The organism is Oceanobacillus profundus, assembly GCF_003515705.1.
GTDB lineage: Bacteria > Bacillota > Bacilli > Bacillales > Amphibacillaceae > Oceanobacillus > Oceanobacillus profundus.
In genome coordinates, this window is the sequence record NZ_QWEH01000004.1 from 51,073 (window position 1) to 68,760 (window position 17,688).

At 37.4% G+C, this 17,688-nt stretch carries 16 protein-coding genes; 13 read left to right on the forward strand and 3 right to left on the reverse strand.

Annotated features, from left to right (window positions below; genetic code table 11):
- Positions 1-199 precede the first annotated feature (199 nt).
- Together D1B32_RS07595 and D1B32_RS07600 are read left to right on the forward strand one after the other, a co-directional pair.
- A complete protein-coding gene (locus D1B32_RS07595) occupies positions 200-1,903 on the forward strand; it encodes a methyl-accepting chemotaxis protein (protein ID WP_118889041.1) in 1,704 nt (567 codons plus the stop codon).
- A gap of 415 nt (positions 1,904-2,318) precedes the next feature.
- Positions 2,319-3,029 (forward strand): hypothetical protein, encoded by a 711-nt coding sequence (locus tag D1B32_RS07600; RefSeq protein ID WP_118889042.1) that lies wholly within the window; start codon positions 2,319-2,321, stop codon positions 3,027-3,029.
- A 219-nt stretch (positions 3,030-3,248) separates the two neighbouring features.
- Here D1B32_RS07600 and rpsD read toward each other — a convergent pair whose 3' ends face one another.
- The gene (gene rpsD, locus D1B32_RS07605; protein ID WP_095307362.1) at positions 3,249-3,851 is read right to left on the reverse strand and encodes a 30S ribosomal protein S4; all 603 of its coding nucleotides are present in this window, start codon (positions 3,849-3,851) and stop codon (positions 3,249-3,251) included.
- Between the two features lie 469 nt (positions 3,852-4,320).
- A complete protein-coding gene (locus D1B32_RS07610; RefSeq protein WP_095307361.1) occupies positions 4,321-4,803 on the reverse strand; it encodes a free L-methionine (R)-S-oxide reductase MsrC in 483 nt (160 codons plus the stop codon).
- Positions 4,804-5,180: 377 nt separating this feature from the next.
- Here D1B32_RS07610 and refZ point away from each other — a divergent pair, with 377 nt between their 5' ends.
- The 6 genes from refZ (at position 5,181) to D1B32_RS07640 (ending at position 12,423) form a co-directional block, all read left to right on the forward strand.
- A complete protein-coding gene (gene refZ, locus D1B32_RS07615; protein ID WP_118889043.1) occupies positions 5,181-5,813 on the forward strand; it encodes a forespore capture DNA-binding protein RefZ in 633 nt (210 codons plus the stop codon).
- 329 nt (positions 5,814-6,142) lie between these two features.
- Positions 6,143-7,837, forward strand: coding sequence for a septation ring formation regulator EzrA (gene ezrA / locus D1B32_RS07620; protein WP_118889044.1), 1,695 nt, complete (start codon positions 6,143-6,145; stop codon positions 7,835-7,837).
- 117 nt (positions 7,838-7,954) lie between these two features.
- A complete protein-coding gene (locus D1B32_RS07625; RefSeq protein ID WP_095307356.1) occupies positions 7,955-9,094 on the forward strand; it encodes a cysteine desulfurase family protein in 1,140 nt (379 codons plus the stop codon).
- A 7-nt stretch (positions 9,095-9,101) separates the two neighbouring features.
- Positions 9,102-10,304 carry a tRNA uracil 4-sulfurtransferase ThiI gene (gene thiI, locus D1B32_RS07630; protein WP_095307355.1) on the forward strand — a complete coding sequence of 401 codons (1,203 nt, stop codon included), beginning with the start codon at positions 9,102-9,104 and terminating at the stop codon, positions 10,302-10,304.
- Between the two features lie 149 nt (positions 10,305-10,453).
- Positions 10,454-10,651 (forward strand): alpha/beta-type small acid-soluble spore protein, encoded by a 198-nt coding sequence (locus D1B32_RS07635; RefSeq protein WP_095307354.1) that lies wholly within the window; start codon positions 10,454-10,456, stop codon positions 10,649-10,651.
- A gap of 182 nt (positions 10,652-10,833) precedes the next feature.
- Positions 10,834-12,423, forward strand: coding sequence for an amidohydrolase (locus D1B32_RS07640; RefSeq protein ID WP_095307353.1), 1,590 nt, complete (start codon positions 10,834-10,836; stop codon positions 12,421-12,423).
- A gap of 50 nt (positions 12,424-12,473) precedes the next feature.
- Here D1B32_RS07640 and D1B32_RS07645 read toward each other — a convergent pair whose 3' ends face one another.
- A complete protein-coding gene (locus D1B32_RS07645) occupies positions 12,474-13,274 on the reverse strand; it encodes an NAD kinase (protein ID WP_095307352.1) in 801 nt (266 codons plus the stop codon).
- 143 nt (positions 13,275-13,417) lie between these two features.
- Between D1B32_RS07645 and D1B32_RS07650 the strand changes: the two genes are divergently transcribed.
- The 5 genes from D1B32_RS07650 to D1B32_RS07670 all read left to right on the forward strand — a co-directional run bounded on the left by D1B32_RS07650 (position 13,418) and on the right by D1B32_RS07670 (position 17,649).
- Positions 13,418-14,014 (forward strand): DUF2953 domain-containing protein, encoded by a 597-nt coding sequence (locus tag D1B32_RS07650; protein WP_095307351.1) that lies wholly within the window; start codon positions 13,418-13,420, stop codon positions 14,012-14,014.
- Positions 14,014-14,484: a GerW family sporulation protein gene (gene ytfJ / locus D1B32_RS07655; protein ID WP_095307349.1), complete on the forward strand. Its 471-nt coding sequence runs from the start codon at positions 14,014-14,016 to the stop codon at positions 14,482-14,484. The genes D1B32_RS07650 and ytfJ overlap by 1 nt, the downstream gene beginning before the upstream one ends.
- A 150-nt stretch (positions 14,485-14,634) precedes the next feature.
- The gene (tpx, locus tag D1B32_RS07660; RefSeq protein WP_095307348.1) at positions 14,635-15,135 is read left to right on the forward strand and encodes a thiol peroxidase; all 501 of its coding nucleotides are present in this window, start codon (positions 14,635-14,637) and stop codon (positions 15,133-15,135) included.
- A 252-nt stretch (positions 15,136-15,387) separates the two neighbouring features.
- Complete coding sequence (locus tag D1B32_RS07665) at positions 15,388-16,371, forward strand: class I SAM-dependent methyltransferase (protein ID WP_095307347.1); 984 nt, start codon at positions 15,388-15,390, stop codon at positions 16,369-16,371.
- A gap of 93 nt (positions 16,372-16,464) precedes the next feature.
- On the forward strand, positions 16,465-17,649 hold the full coding sequence (locus D1B32_RS07670; protein ID WP_118889045.1) for an acetate kinase: 1,185 nt from the start codon (positions 16,465-16,467) through the stop codon (positions 17,647-17,649).
- Positions 17,650-17,688 lie beyond the last annotated feature (39 nt).

The window sequence follows — 17,688 nt, forward strand, 5'->3', positions numbered from 1 at the left end:
ATTATTATAAGGAAATAAACAGTTATCATAATAATTAGAATGGTTAATTCTCTGTAAAATTAGGATAACTACTTAAACTATTTTTGAAGTAATACGATATAGAATAGAAAGAGCTATATATTTATCAAGTTGATTTCGGAAAAGGAGTCAATAGAAGAAATATAGTAGACTACTATTATATAGAATGGGGTATCACAGCATGAAGAAGTTTTCAAACCTATTTAGTTTTAAAACCTTACGAGCTAAAATATTATTTTGCTTTTCTGTTGTTATTGTATTAACTATCCTTTTAAGTGGCTTTACCATTTATTCGATTAATGAAATAAACAGTGATTTAGAGGGGATAATCGATACGGAGCTTGAGCTGTTAATTGTAGAGGAAAAGCTAGCATATGATATGGTCGAGCGTGAGAGTTTGATTCGTGGGTATTTATTATTTGATAGCCAACAATATAAGGATGATTTTCAAAATGGAATTGAAGCAAGCATTGCTTTAGAGAATCGTGCATTGGAGTTAAGTGATTCAGATGAGCTGCAAGTATTAATCGATAAAAAAATAGAGTGGGGAACTTTAACGGATGAGGTTTTTGCTGAATTCGAAAATGGGAATGAGGAAAGCGCAACAGAAATCACGGAAAATTCCGTACAGCCACTAGGTAATGAATTAATTGCTGGTTTTAATGAATTGGCGAGCGAAAGAGAAGTCATTATACAAGAATTAGGAGATACGGTAAAAGCAAACGGAGATTTCATCATGATCCTTGGGATTGTTATTTCCGCGTTAGTTATCGTTTTAGGCATTATCGTTGCCATCGCTACAGCTGCATCCATTACTAGACCTTTACGGATGGTAATGAATCGCATGCAATTAGTTGCTAATGGTAACCTGAATCAAGAGCCGCTTCAGGCAAAAACTACTGATGAGATTGGTCAGCTTGTGACAGCTACCAATGATATGAGTGAAAGCATGCGAAACATTATGGTTAAGATCAATGATGTATCTACTACTGTAACTGCCCACAGTGAGGAGCTTACACAATCAGCGAATGAAGTACGTTCAGGAACAGAGCAAATATCCACTACGATGGAGGAATTGGCATCCGGTTCAGAAACGCAAGCAAATCAGTCAGGTGAAATATCTAGCATGATGGCAATCTATACAAAGCAACTAGAGGAAGTAAATGAAAATGCAGACCAAGTACAAGGGGAGTCTAGCCAAGTAATACAGATGACTAGTGAAGGTTCTACTTTAATGGACTCATCCATGAATCAAATGGAAAGTATTGATACCATTGTGCAAGATGCAGTACAAAAAGTACAAGGTTTAGACGTTCAATCTCAAGAAATTTCGAAGCTAGTAGTTGTGATTCGGGATATTGCCGATCAAACAAATTTATTAGCTTTGAATGCAGCTATTGAAGCGGCGAGAGCTGGTGAACATGGGAGGGGCTTTGCTGTTGTTGCAGATGAAGTCCGAAAACTTGCAGAACAAGTCGCGCATTCCGTAACAGATATTTCCGGTATCGTGGATAATATCCAAAATGAATTTAGTATCGTTACGACTTCACTAAATAGTGGATACGAAGAAGTTAAACATGGAACACAGCAAATACGATTAACAGGAGAAAAATTTACAGGAATTCAAAAATCGGTAAGTGAAATGATAGACAATATAAATAACATTACTGCAAATGTTTCTGAAATAGCATCAAACAGTCAGAAAATGAATCATGCCATTCAAGAAATCGCTGCTGTATCTGAAGAATCAGCAGCAGGTATTGAGCAAACATCAGCATCTTCACAACAAACAAGCAGTTCAATGGAGGAAGTTGCAGGAAGTGCAGATGAATTAGCTAAGTTAGCAGAGGAATTGAATGGGTTGGTAGGGCAGTTTAAGCTATAGATGGTTGTTAAAACAGGGTCGTTCTACTGATGGTGAACGATCCTGTTTTCTGGTTGTAGCTCAAGGACATTTTTATTTGTAAATGAAAAATGGTTACAAAGAACACTTTCGTTTGTCATTAAAATTTTAGTTCATTTTGTAATGGTGAAAGATGATTTAATCTCAATCTGGATACCAGGTTACCAACATTAATAATTAATATTTCAATAGGCACTGTCTTAACTACATTAGGTAAGATTGCTTGAAGATATGAGGGATAATAGCAGAAAAATAGCATAAGCATCTGAATAGCCTTCAATTTTAAAGGATTCAGCAGGAAAAGAGAAACATTGTTACCAAAGAATAGTTGAAATAAAAGCAAACTGGTAATTCTAAGATTGTTTGTCGAAATTTAATAGTTGAGGAGGGAGTGTATATGAATTCCGGGTGGACAAATAAAGATTGGAAATGGCTAACAAGTATTCTCGTTGCAGTTATAATACTATCTTTTTCTTTTTGGCTAAGTGATTACAGTATTAATTTTAATATAATTTCCAGTTCCGTGTCTATAGCTTTAGCTATAGTTGCTATATCAATGTCCATGCAACAAAGTAAAGATAACCAGCGTACCTTAACATCTGTAGCTGATATGAGAAATGAAGTAATAAATCATATAAAAGATGTAGGTATAAAAGTAGATAAAATATCGATGACCGATATAACAGATTTGGTCCAAATTCTGGATAAAAAGATGAACGATGGTGGTGGTAAGGAAAAACAACACGAACAAGATAAACAAGAAAACGTAGTGCAAGGAGAAAAAACAAAAACATCAAAAGAGGAAGAGGAGAAGATAAAATTATACAACAAGTTTCTGGAATTTAGTACATTAGGTGAGAGTAACCGCAAATATAAATACCAATTTAAAATTCGAGTAGAGAATAGTGAAGAAACAATGGAATTCATAAGTAAAGTTATTGCTAAACATTTTAAAGGTGAAAACATCCTATACAACAAAGTGGGAAAGTATGAATATGAATTTGTTTTTGTTTCAGATATTCCAGAATTATATTTACTAGGTGATTGGATAAATACAGTATTACAACATCAAAGCACAGAAGTATTAGGAATCTTTCAAATAGGATAACTTAAGACACCTTAAAAAGAGGTGAACGTTTTAAAATTGCTCACATGTATCGTCTCATGTTATTGATTGGCGACTTTCCTCAAAATATAGGGAAAAAAACGCCCAAAAATCACCAACTTTAAATACATTAATCTACACTATAAAAAAAGAAACCCCCTAGAACACTTGATAAAACAAGGTTTCTAGGGGTTGAAATACTATTGAATATAAGCGCTTGGCTTAACGAGAGTAGAACTCAACGATAAGTTGTTCGTTGATTTCAGCTGGAAGTTCAGAACGCTCAGGTAAACGAGAGTAAGTTCCTTCCATTTTCTCAGCGTCAAATGTAGTGTATTCAGGTACGAAGCTGTTCACTTCAATTGCTTCTTTAACGATATCAAGCTTTTGTGATTTTTCACGTAAGCTGATTGTTTGACCTGTTTTTACAGAGTATGACGGAATATCTACGCGCTTGCCATCAACTAACACGTGACCGTGGTTAACTAGCTGACGTGCTTGTCTGCGTGTGCGAGCAAGACCAAGACGGAAAACTAAGTTATCTAGGCGAGATTCAAGTAAGATCATGAAGTTTTCACCATGGATACCTTTCATTTTACCAGCTTTGTTGAATAGGTTGCGGAATTGACGTTCGTTTAACCCGTACATGAAGCGAAGTTTTTGCTTCTCTTGCATTTGCAAGCCATATTCAGACATTTTTTTGCGTTGAGTTGGTCCGTGTTGACCAGGTGCGTAAGGGCGTTTATCTAATTCCTTACCAGTACCAGTTAATGAAATGCCAAGACGGCGTGATTTTTTCCAGATAGATCCAGTATAACGTGACATAGGACATATCTCCTTTATGTTTTATTTGCATAAAATAAAACGAGCGTGTCCGGGTCGTTGTTCATTTTGTTTTCATGTACCATCGCTCCAGCAGCAGAGAGTTACACGATACACCTTGGGGGGCTAGTGCCACCGCGAAGGAACAAAATGAGTGCAAGCGTCGGTTCACTTAGGCTACTTAATTATTTTACACAAAGGATAGTATATAATTATTAGAGATGAAAGTCAAGGAGAAATTGCAAAATAAATGAAGGCAGGGAGTAAATCAGGCTATGAATGCTGTTTCTGGTAAAAAAGCTGATATTCAAGCAAAATTGGCTGATAATCAAGAGAGAAAAGCTGATATTCAGGTAATAAAGACTGATGTTCACAATTAGCCGTACAATAAATTGTCCCAGCACTGAGTCGATCCTTTTAGTAAAAACAAAACTAGCAGCTTGGATTCGCTGCTAGTTTTGTTATACTAAGGTTATTGTAAATGCTTTTCTAAAGTAGTAACAAATTTTTCTAAGTAGGTTTGATCGATTTCATCAAATCGATTCTTAATAGGGCTGTCAATATCAAGTACACCGTATACTTTATCATTGATTATGATTGGTACTACAATTTCCGATTGGCTCGCACTGTCACATGCGATATGCCCTGGGAATTGATGGACATCGGCAATGCGTTGTGTTTGTTTTTCTTTTACAGCAGTACCACAGACACCTTTACCGAAGCCGATGCGAATACAAGCTGGGAGTCCTTGGAATGGGCCGAGTACAAGTTCATTATCCTTCCAAACGTAAAAACCAACCCAGTTTACCTCTTTTAAGAATTGATTTAATAGTGCTGATGCATTGGATAAAATAGCAACCTCATCCTTCTCACCATCTGTTAAAGCATCTAATTGTTTAATTAATAGTTCGTAACTTTTTACTCTGTCGTCTGAATAAGTTGTAGCCTGAAACAAAATAAATTCCCCCTTTCTAAATTTAAAAAATACAAGTTCTTACGTCCAGCTCCAGCGCCCAGCGACTAGCGAGACTTCCCTCACCTCCGTACGATAAAGAAGACTTGCCGACTGGCTGTGCCAGAGGCTTAGTCGCACTTATACCCTTGTGGTGAAAGTCAACATCGGCTTCCTACGGTCGCCGTGTTTCCTTTATCTTCTGCGTAAGAATGTTCGACAAGTCGAACCACCCCAAAGTACGGGGCGCAGTCCGTACGTCGCTAACCAGGCGCTTCTGCTTTTGTACAATTTCGACATGCATACAGTTTTTGTCGAGCGAAAATTGCAGGAAAGACAAGGTTCTTTGTCGTATTACTGATGTAAGGAGATGAGAATTAATGAAAAAGAACCCAACCAAACAAAAAGTAATTGAGGCAGCGTCTTCCCTGTTTTTCCAAAAAGGTTTTCATGGAACTTCCGTACGTGATATAGCAGATAAAGCAAGTGTTAACGTGTCATTGATCAGCTATTATTTCAAAAGCAAGCAAGGTCTTTTGGAATATGCCGTTACGAATTATTATGAAGAATACCTGAAAACAGTTGAAGAATCATTGGAAAATGCTGCTAATCTATCTCCATTAGAAAAGCTGAATGGACTAATTTTTACTATTATACAGTATAAACAAACTAATCATCAATTGACATGTTTCATTCAACGCGAGCTATCTTTAGATTCTGTATTCGTTCGAGAGATGGCTGTTACGTATTTGGCAAAGGAAAACTTTTATATTAAGCAAACGTTCTTTGAAGCGTTAAATGGTAGAGTAAAAGGAGATACACGTGAGTATATGCTAATGCAATTGAAAGGACTCTTAATAACGCCTTACATTTTACACAATGATTGGAAGGAACAAGTTGTCGGGGCGTATTCACATCAAGCTTTTGTAAGGAAATATGTTAAAACAATGCAAAATTGGCTTGATTTTATAATTGAGGGAGCTTCTACGAAACGGAATCAATTTATAAAATGAAGCTTTATTCATTGGGACCCTCCATATTCAATGGCTTTAGTTCCCGCACTTTTAGATATGAGGGTATTACAGCACGCTGATGTGTGGAAAAAACAGAACTGAACCGCTCCAGTTTTTTCATCATATTGTGATAAAATGAAAAAACGTGGCGAATCTGCAATTAATTTGTATTTTTTTAGCCAAAAATGCTCATTCCATGGTATCATATGTAATATATTTACGAAATGAATATTCCAATAAAAAAATAAGACCATTTATAAGTGATTTTTTTATAGAAATAGAACTTTTGACAGGGAAACCTCTTATTGAAACTGGTTGGGAGGCATAGTATGGGGTACATCATCGGAGCGATTTTAGCAATCATCGTATTAATTATCATTGGACTTATTTACCGGAAACGAATTTATGACAGGGTGGATCAATTAGAGAGCTGGAAGATGGATATTATGGAGAGAAATGTCGCATCCCAGCTGAGTAAAATTAAGAAGCTTAATTTATCCGGAGAAACGCAAGAGAAATTCGAATCATGGAAAGAGCGTTGGGAATACATCATTACAAAAGAACTTCCAAACATAGAAGAACATTTATTTGATGCGGAAGAAGCGGCTGATCGATTCCTTATCAAGAAGGCAAATGCGGTCTTGAGAAAATTGGAAGAGACACTTCAAGGAATAGAAAAAAGCATTGAAAGTATTTTAGGTGAGTTGGATGAATGGCTTAAAACCGAGGAATTAAGCAGGCAGGAAGTTGCTGATTTAACACCAGTGTTGAAGGCATTACGGAAGAAACTTTCACAAAGTCGCTATCTCTATGGAAAAGCAGAGCTTCAGTTTGATAATAAGCTGGATGAACTGGAAGACAAATTAGCTTCTTATCATGAATTAGTTGAGGCTGGTGACTATATGGAAGCGAGCCAAATTGTTCAACATGTAAAAGTTGAACTAACCGAATTAGAAGGGATTCTGAATGAATTTCCAGCAATCTACAAAAAATGTAAACACGATCTTCCTTCTCAATTCGATAATTTACTTGCAGGGATTAAGGAAATGAAAGAAGACGGTTATCGAGTCGAGCATCTTTCCTTAGAAAAAGAAATCTATACATATCAGGAAAGAATTTCGGACGTGCTGGAGCAGCTGGAAGCTGGTGACATGTCTGAAGCAGATGACCTCATCTCGGAAAGTGAAGAGAGAATTAAAGAAATGTATGAGCTTTTGGAGAATGAAGCACATGCGAAAAATTATCTCGAAGCACATATTCCTGAATATGAAAATTCCCTCGAAGAGCTTGGAGCAACTTTCGACGCGACGAAAATCGAAGTGGAAGAAATAAAAAAAGCTTATTATGTTGAAAATAATGATTTAGAACGATTTTTATCAGTTGGTAAGACAATTGCCAAATTAAGTGAACAATTACAAAAGCTATCTGATAACATGGAAGAAGAAGGAAAGACGCATACAGAGTTACGTGAGCAGGTGGAGGATGGCTTTAAGAAAATAACAGAACTAGAAGAGAAGCATAAAGAGTTTAAGAAAAGCATCCATAATTTGCGCAAAGATGAGATGGAAGCTAGAGAAAAGCTTGCTGAGATGCGAAATCAAATTACGTACCTGAATCGCCGGTTAAAGAAAAGCAATATTCCCGGTGTACCAAACTTTATTTGGTCAAGTATAGAGACGGCTGTTGCTAAAAACGGTAAAGTTATTGAAGCGTTAGAGAAGCAGCCATTGGACATGGCGGCTGTACAGCAAGCATTAACAGAAGCGCAAAGTTCCCTGGAGCAATCTGCAGAACAAGTAGAAATTATGTTAGATCAGGCATATTTAACAGAACAGGTTATTCAGTATGCAAACAGATACCGAAGCAAGAATCCAGAACTTGCTGCTAAACTGAAAGAAGCGGAGCGTCTTTTCCGTGCGTGTGAATATGAATTATCACTTGAAAATGCAGCAAAAGCTATTGAAGAAGTAGAGCCAGGTGCTTTGAAGCGAATCGAAGCAAACCAAACGGCTGTTAATAGCTAATAACAAAGGTATTCCGCATAAGCGAATGAGGGCTGTCTTTAAGAAACGTTATTCAGTTTCTTAGGTCAGCCTTCCCTTTTTGTTTTTGTACTATCTATAAATGAGGAGTTTAATGAAATGATTTATTTAGACAACAGCGCAACAACAAAACCACATCCATCCGTGCTGGAAAGCTTTCAGCAAGTATCCAGCACGTACTTTGCTAATCCTTCGTCGATACATCAATTAGGTGGAACTGCGGAGAAGCTCCTTTTGACTGCGAAAAAACAAGCAGCAGACATAATTGGAATCGGTGTGGATGAGGTTGTATTTACTTCTGGTGGAACCGAAGGGAATAACACAGCGGTAAAAGGGATTGCCCTCGAGCATCAAGGGAGAGGAAAGCATATTATCACATCTTCTATTGAACATCCTTCGATATATGAGACATGTCAAAGCTTGGAAACATTAGGGTTTGAAGTTACCTATTTACCAGTAGATGAAAACGGAGTTGTATCTGTAACAGAATTGGAAAAAGCAATTCGTAACGATACGATTTTAATAAGTATTATGCATGTCAATAATGAAACAGGCTCAATCCAACCTATAGAAAAAATAGGTGAAATTGCAAAGAAATACCCGAAGCTATTCTTCCATGTGGACGCTGTTCAAAGTATTGGCAAGGTTCCGCTCAAGTTAAAAAATAGTGGAATTGATATATGTACCTTTTCTGGTCATAAGATTCATGGTTTGAAAGGTACTGGTATGCTCTATATAAACAATCGCACCAAACTGTTCCCGCTCCTTCATGGGGGAAATCAAGAGTACGCCATAAGATCAGGAACGGAAAACCTCGCTGGTTCTGTTTCGTTTGTAAAAGCATTACGTATAATAAAAGAACGTGAAAAAAATGAACACCATCATTTATTAAACATGAAAAACTACTTGTACGACGAATTAAATGAGATGGATGGAGTAGAAGTAAACACTCCGGAACTTGCTGCAGCTCATATTATTAATATGTCTGTACCGGGTATTAAACCAGAAGTAATTATTCATATGCTTGGGGAACAGGAGATTTATATCTCGACGAAATCCGCTTGTTCATCTAAACTGAAGGATGAGAGTAAAGTATTAGCTGCTTGCGGTTATGGGCGTGAACGAACAACAACTGCATTACGCGTAAGCCTATCCTATGATAATACGATGGAAGAAATGAAGTTGTTCATTCAAGCATTAAGTAAAGCAATCAAACAATTTAAAGAAGCAATGGAGTAGATTATCTATGCAATATGATCATATATTAATTCGCTATGGTGAAATGTCATTAAAAGGTAAAAACATTAAGCAGTTTATTATTCGCTTGCAGGAAAATATTCAAGCGAAGCTAAAAGACTTTCCAAATGTAAAAGTTAAACGAACTCAAGGAAGAATGTTCGTTCTTTTACATGGAGAAGATCCGAAACCAATTATGGACAAGCTTCAAAAGATATTTGGCATCCACAGCTTAAGCTTGGCCATTATGGTGGACAATGATTTAGAAAAAATTAAAGAAGCAGCATTGTACGCGTTGAAAGAGAATACAGATGTAAAAAAATTCAAAGTGTCTGTTAAACGTATTAATAAAGATTTCCCTGTACGCTCACAGGAGCTTAATCAAATTCTTGGTGGACATTTATTAAAAAACACAGAAGATATTCTTGTTGATGTTCACCAGCCTGATTTGGAAATAAAGGTGGAAGTTCGATTAGAAGCAACGTATATTACTTCCAGTGTAATTCCTGGTCTAGGAGGGCTACCTGTTGGAACATCAGGAAAATCACTTTTGCTTCTTTCGGGTGGAATTGATAGTCCGGTTGCAGGCTATCTAGCGATGAAGCGTGGTGTACAACTAGAAGCAATTCATTTTCACTCTCCACCTTTTACGAGTGAACGTGCGAAGCAAAAGGTATTGGATCTGGCAAAACAGCTGACGAAATATGGAAAAGCGATTAAAATTCATATCGTACCGTTTACGAAACTGCAGCAAGAGATTTTCCGTGAGATGCCTGACGAGTATGCGATGACCATCATGAGACGGATGATGTTCCGTATTAGTGAACGCGTATGCGAACAGGAGTCAATTCTATCACTGACAACAGGAGAAAACCTCGGCCAGGTAGCAAGTCAGACGATGGAGAGTATGCACGCAATAAACGAAGTAACGAATTATCCAATCATACGTCCGTTAGTTGCGATGGATAAGCTGGAAGTTATTTCGATTTCACAGGAGATTGGAACATACGAAACCTCAATACTGCCATATGAGGATTGTTGTACGATTTTTGTACCAAAGTCTCCAAAAACAAAACCGAAGCGGGTAAAGATCAATCATTATGAATCAAAGCATGATTTTGCAGCATCGATTGAAGAAGCAATTGAAAATATCGAGACCATAACGGTTTACGACAAAAAGGATATCGAAGAGTCCTTTAGTGATTTGTTTTAGTGTGTGTTCTCGATGTGTCATTTTCACCGGAATTTTGAACAACCGCTTTTAACAAATATTAGACAGAACTAACAGGAAATACCAATTTTATTTCTGCATGTTTTCCCTCCAGGTGACACATTCTATAAGTACCAAGGAGGTGAACTAACATGGCGACAAACAATTCAAACCAATTAGTAGTTCCTGGTGTTCAACAAGCACTAGATCAAATGAAGTATGAAATTGCTCAAGAATTTGGTGTACAACTTGGTCCAGACACAACTTCTCGTGCTAACGGTTCTGTTGGTGGAGAAATTACGAAACGTCTAGTTTCAATGGCTGAACAACAGTTTGGTGGTATGCAATAACAATAATTAAATAAAATTGGCTGGAGCTACTCTTGAATTCAAGAGTAGCTCTTTAGTATTATTCGAGGCTAACATTTTTAGGCATTTCTAAACTTGCAAGCAAAAAATGTTGCTTGCATTTTCCACTACCAATGCGTAGAGTTTTAAATAATCGAATACTTTACAGATCTAGGGGGAAAAACATGGGAGTGTTATGGTTTGGTGGACAGATTTATACGTTGGAAAATGAAGGAGAAGCTGTTGATGCAGTCTATACTGAAAAAGATGCAATTAAGGCAGTTGGTACATATGAATCGATACACAAGCAATTTGATAAACAAATTGAGCATGAAATAAATCTTCAAGGTAAAACGATGCTTCCTGGATTTGTTGATAGTCACCTGCATATCATTGGTCATGGTGAAAAGCTATTACGCCTGGATTTATCACAAATGAAGTCAGCAAGTGATGTCAAAGCTGCATTAAAGGGAAGAGTAGCGCAGCTGGCCGAGGGAGAATGGCTAATAGGAGAAGGGTGGAATGAAAATCAATGGGATGATCCAGTAATCATTCATAAATCAGAACTCGATGCAATCTGCCCAGATAACCCAATGATGCTTACTCGTGTTTGCAGACATGCATTGCTCGCTAATTCCAAGGCGATGGAGCTAGCTGGTGTTGATAATACAACCCCAGATCCAGATAGCGGAATAATAGTACGAGACGAACAAGGGGAGGCTACAGGATACTTTCATGATGCCGCACAAGACATCATAAAAGGAATGATGCCGGAAGTAACGGGGAGCTATTTAGAAAATGTAATTAAAATAGCGGTAAATGATCTCGTATCAAAAGGATTGGTTGGTGGCCATACGGAAGACCTTTTTTATTATGGAGGTTTCAAAAAAACTTTGGACGCATATTATCGTGCAATACACACTTCTAATAAATTTAAGGCGCATTTGCTAGTTCATCATGAAGTGATGGATGAATTATTTGCAGCAAATCTAGGTTTTAGGAGCGGAACTGAGTATGTTGAACTCGGAGCCATTAAGATTTTCTCTGATGGGGCTCTCGGGGGAAGAACAGCATGGCTCAGCCAAAGCTACTGTGATGATCCAGAAAATAGGGGTGTACCAATGCATACGAAGGCAGATCTTGAAGGACTTGTTGCAAAAGCAAGATCCCGTGACCTACCAGTTGCAATCCATGCGATCGGTGATCAGGCACTAGAAGAGGTAATAGCTGTTATTGAAAAATATCCAATACAAGGGGAAAAGCGAGATCGGATTATTCATGGGCAAATTTTAAATGAATCCACATTGCAAAGGCTTAAATGTCTTCCGGTAGTGGTTGATATCCAGCCGACATTTGTTGCCTCCGATTTTCCATGGGTTATTGAACGAATTGGGTATCAACGTCTTCCACTTGCCTATGCTTGGAAAACATTACTCGATAATCACATAAGGTGTGCAGGTGGTTCAGATGCACCTGTAGAGCAGGTAGATCCCTTGCTTGGTATAGAAGCAGCAGTACGGCGTCAGTCTACATTTGATGGGAATATATACAACGGCGCTGAACAAATATCAGTCTTTGAGGCAGTACATCTATATACAACCGGCAGTTCATATGCTATCGGAAGGGAATCATCAAGAGGATTTATTAAAGAAAATTACAAAGCAGATTTCACTATTTTAGAAGAAGATATTTTTCAAGTAAAAGAAGATCAGATTCATGCGATTCAAATTGCGATGACAGTTATTGATGGGGACATTGTTTACAGTCGTATGTAGCGTATCCAAAAATCCTTCTCGGGAGATAACGAGAAGGATTTTTTAAGCTTTTATAAAAATGTTCGTTTTACGCGATCCCAATAAGAGTTATTTTTCAATTTTACGGTTTTGATGACGCAATCGTCCATCGTAACCTGAATATTATCGATTTGACGAATTGGATGTGCTTCATTATCGAGACTAATAATTGGATAATCATTTCCTGTTTGAAGTACATTAAGTCTTAAATGACGATTCTTATTTAAAATGAATGAGGAACCAAGTGTACGATACTGATTATTATTCAATGACGCAACTTCAGAAATTTGAAAGCATGCTGTTAATGGGTCAATAACGGCACCGTTGGCAGATTTCGTGTAGCCGGTGCTACCAGTAGGTGTAGCGACGACTAGACCATCACCACGGAATGTTTCGAAATGGTTTCCATCAATTTCCACATCCATTACGATTGTTTTTACAATTGTCGAACGAATGGTTACCTCGTTAAGACAATAAAAGGAATTGCCATCATTAATCTGTGCTTTAATAATCGGAAATCGTCGTACCTCTAATTCATCATGTTGAAGGGAATGGAGCATCTGATCAAAGTTATCAATGTTGAAATCACAATATAACCCAGATTGCCCTTCACGCGTGATTCCAGTATAGAGACAGTCCTGTCTGAAGCTTGTTTTTCTCACAGCTTGCAGGAACGCACCATCACCGCCAACGCTCACGATAAGATTGGCATCCTTGTGGTTATCAACGATAGTGAATCCGTTTTCAATAGCTAAATTTTGTAAGGTTTCAACTTTATCATCTGTTTCTCCGTCTCTATTATAATAAAAAAACATGTTTCTGCGATTGTCCATTACTAAACCCTCCAATTGCTACCATTTTCTTTATCATAGCACTCCTTTTTTTAATATCCTAATAATCAGGCATTAAAACGTTTAAAAATATTGTAAATGCTACAGACTAGTGACAAAAGATTGTGTAAGAAAGTTGGCACGATATGCTGCTTATCATTTTACTGGTAATTATTCTGTTTTTATGGCTAATATTCCTATCTCATGTTTACATTTCCATGCAGTACATTTATGACCAGACGAAACAGCATGTTACTGTTTCTGTATTTATTTTGCGAATCAGATTGTATAAAAAATACTACGATCTCTCCAACATCAATGAAAAATCGAATACAAGCAGTGAAACTGATTTGAATTTCTTTTCAGGAAGAATAAAATCGTATCATCAAAAACTTCAAAAGGTTGATCAGCTTTTAAATACTGTTCTAAAGCCAATTTGCTTGCGTCATTTTACATGGAGTACAGTTGGGGGTACCGGAGATGCAGCTCTTACCGGCATCATGATTGGGGGGATATGGACAATTAAAAATACTGTGAGTCTCTATTTAATAAACAAATTACAATTGAAATGTAAGCCAATTATTCATGTTGAACCTAATTTTCAACATCGATTTTTATATACAAATCTAGATTGTATGTTATCGATGCGTTTAGGGAAAGCTATGTACGTTTTTACAAAGCGGAAGAAGTATCTTCAATTGATGAAGGAAGCTTTACAAGCTGATAAAGGAGGAAATGAATAATGGAAGAGCATCCAATACAAGGTTTAATGACAACCGCAATGGAGAATCTACAGAAAATGGTGGAAGTAAATACGATTATCGGAGACCCAGTTAAGTCGTTGGATGGGAGTTTGATAATCCCTGTATCGAAAGTAGGTTTCGGTTTTGCTGCTGGAGGTAGCGAATTTAGCCCGAATCAATCTAATGGTGACGCAGAGGCTACGCTGCCGTTTGGTGGTGGAAGTGGGGGAGGAGTTTCAATTACTCCAGTCGCCTTCTTAATTGTTAACGAGAAAGGCATTAAAATGGTTCATATGGATCAGCATATTCAACTGTACGAAAAGATGATAGACTTTGCTCCTCAAGTAGTTGATAAGGTGCAACAGTTCATGAAAGAATCTGCTAGTTCAAAAAAAGATAATAATAAAGAGGAAAAAGCAAAACAAAAAGATGAGCGACATGGGGATGGCCCGCTTCAATTTGATATCTAGAATAGGTTTTATCTCAAACTATTTTGGGTAATTGTATGATGAATGCCTCGTTCACATAAATTTAACAGTTTTTCAGCTCGAATTATTGGACAGGCAAAGTGGTTATCTTCATAATAATGGTAGGTTTAAATAAAGGGAGGAATACAAACGATGGTAAATGTTACTTTTAAGCAGGAGCCTGTTACGTTAGTTGGGACTGAGGTTAAAGTAGGAGATAAAGCTCCTGATTTTAAAGTGTTATCCAATGATTTAAAAGAGGTTACGTTAAAGGATTATAGTGGAAAAGTAAAATTAATCAGTGTTGTTCCTTCTATTGATACTGGCGTTTGCTCCGAGCAGACAAGACGCTTTAATGAAGAGGCAGATAAGTTAGATAATGTTGTTGTCTTAACGATTAGCATGGATCTGCCATTTGCTCAAAGTCGCTGGTGTGCTGCTAACGGAATTAAGAAAGTTGATACACTATCAGATCATCGCGATGCAGATTTTGGCCAAAATTACGGTGTATTAATGGAGGAATTGCGACTGCTTGCAAGAGCAATCTTTGTCGTTGATTCCAATGATGATGTCAGACATGTAGAATACGTTGAGGAAGTATCTACACACCCTGACTACGAAGCAGCATTGAAAGCTGCTGGTGAAGCAGAATAAGGAAAGAAAAATCTCTCCCGTTTTACGAGGAGAGATTTTCCTGGTAAAGGCTTGCTCAACAGTTCACCAAATAGTCTTTTTTAGAAGGATAAAAAGTAACAGTGAGATTTTTTACATAAAAGCAATGGGGGTCAGCCCCTATGTTATTTTAAATTTTGAGGTTTTTTAAGACTGATTACAATTTAGTTTACATGTTGTTGTATAATTTGTTACACTGGAAAAGTTGTGAAAGAATAGAATGGGGGATAGTTCATGGAAAAATCAAGTGTCGAAACATTATTCGGCTGGTTGGATGAAACAACGACAATCATTCAGCAGCACCTGAATGAACCGTATCTCGATAGCCTAACAGTTGCGATGGAATACTTATTTTATGAAGGTGCACCTGAAGACATGGACGATATTTTAAATCGAAAATTACATAGCGCTTTAGCAAACATAGATTTTCATTCTTTTGAAGTTGAAGATATCCGTAAGGCAGTTCAACTCGTAATCTTAAAAGGAATGAAAGACGCAACGCAAGAGCAACATGTGATGACACCAGAGTCAGTCGGGTTAATTGTAGGGTATCTTGCCGGCAAGCTCACAAAAGATAAAGAAGAGCTGCGTATTTTTGATCCGGCTAGTGGAACGGCTAATTTACTGACAACTGTTCTTGGTCAGCTCAAGCAAAATGTAAAAGCTTATGCTAGTGAAGTTGATCCAACCTTAATTCAGTTATCTGTTATTAATGCGAACCTACAGAAAAAGGAAATTGAGTTTTTTCATCAGGACAGCTTAAGACCATTCCTGATTGATCCAGTCGACTTAATTGTTGCCGATTTGCCAATTGGATACTATCCAGACGATATCGTAGCGAATGAGTACCAGTTAAAAGCAGATACTGGTCATTCTTACGCACATCACTTGTTTATCGAGCAAAGTTTGCGTTATACAAAAGAGGCGGGTTATCTGATTCTAGTCATCCCTGAATTTCTTTTTGACAGTGACCAATCAGATAAGCTGCATGCATATCTTCAAGAACATGCTCATATAATTGGGGTTATTCGCTTACCTGAATCAGCATTTAAATCAGAAAAGAATGCAAAGAGCATTCTCTTGTTGCAGAGAAAATCCGCAACAACAAGTGCGCCAAAACAGCCGCTACTTGTACAAATGCCATCTTTTAAGAATGCAAATGCGACAGCAGACATCCTAGGCCAAATGAACAGATGGTTTGAAAATTACCAAGCATAAATGGACTGTAAAAGCCCCAACCTCTAAGTGTGGGGAGAGGGATCCCGTCAAATGATTTCACTTTATCAACATTAATTTTAGGAGTTGACAGCAATGAGTAATGTATTAGCAATTAATGCAGGTAGTTCTTCATTAAAATTTCAATTGATAAAAATGCCAGAAGAAGTGGTTACGGCGATCGGATTAGTTGAACGAATTGGAATGAGTGATTCAATTTTTACAATTGAAGTAGATGGAAATAAGAATAAAACAGTAATCGATATTCCAGATCATGGTGTTGCTGTTAAGATGCTATTGGATTCTCTGATTTCTACTGGTGTGATTCAATCATTTGATGAGATTAATGCTGTTGGACATCGAGTTGTACATGGTGGGGAATTTTTCAGTGATTCTGTATTGATTACAGATGAAGTTATTGCAAAAATTGAAGAAACATCTGAGCTTGCACCATTGCATAATCCTGCGAATTTAACAGGAATTCATGCATTTAAAGAAATTTTACCGAACATACCAATGGTTGCTGTATTTGATACGGCTTTTCATCAAACAATGCCGAAATCTTCTTATTTATATAGTTTGCCACGTGAATATTATGAGGATTTTGGTATTCGCAAATATGGTTTCCATGGCACCTCACATAAGTATGTTTCGGAACGTGCAGCTGAATTAATGGATGTTCCACTTGATAATTTACGTTTGATTTCCTGCCATATTGGAAATGGAGCAAGTATTACAGCGATCAAAGATGGTAAGTCATTGGATACCTCCATGGGCTTCACTCCACTTGCTGGTGTAACAATGGGTACCCGCTCTGGTAACATTGACCCTGCGCTTATTCCGTATATTATGGACAAGACTGGTAAGACGGCCGATGAAGTTATTAATGTGTTAAACAAAAAAAGCGGAATGCTTGCATTGTCTGGATTCTCCAGTGACTTACGCGATATCGAAGAAAAGTCAGATACGGATCCACGTGCAGAGCTAGCATTGAAGGTTTTCGCAGACCGTATTCATAAATATATCGGTTCTTATGCTGCAAAAATGAACGGGGTAGACGCAATTATCTTTACTGCCGGTGTAGGAGAAAATAGTACAACCATTCGTGAGCAAATCCTAACTGGATTAGAGTTCATGGGAATCTATTGGGATCCTAAACTCAACGATGTTCGTGGGAAAGAGCAATTTATCAATTACCCACATTCACCAGTAAAGGTTATTATTATTCCAACCAATGAAGAAATAATGATTGCGAGAGATACCGTACGTTTAAGCAAATAAACCATTGAGGGCTTTGTCAAACTATTTATGACAGGTCCT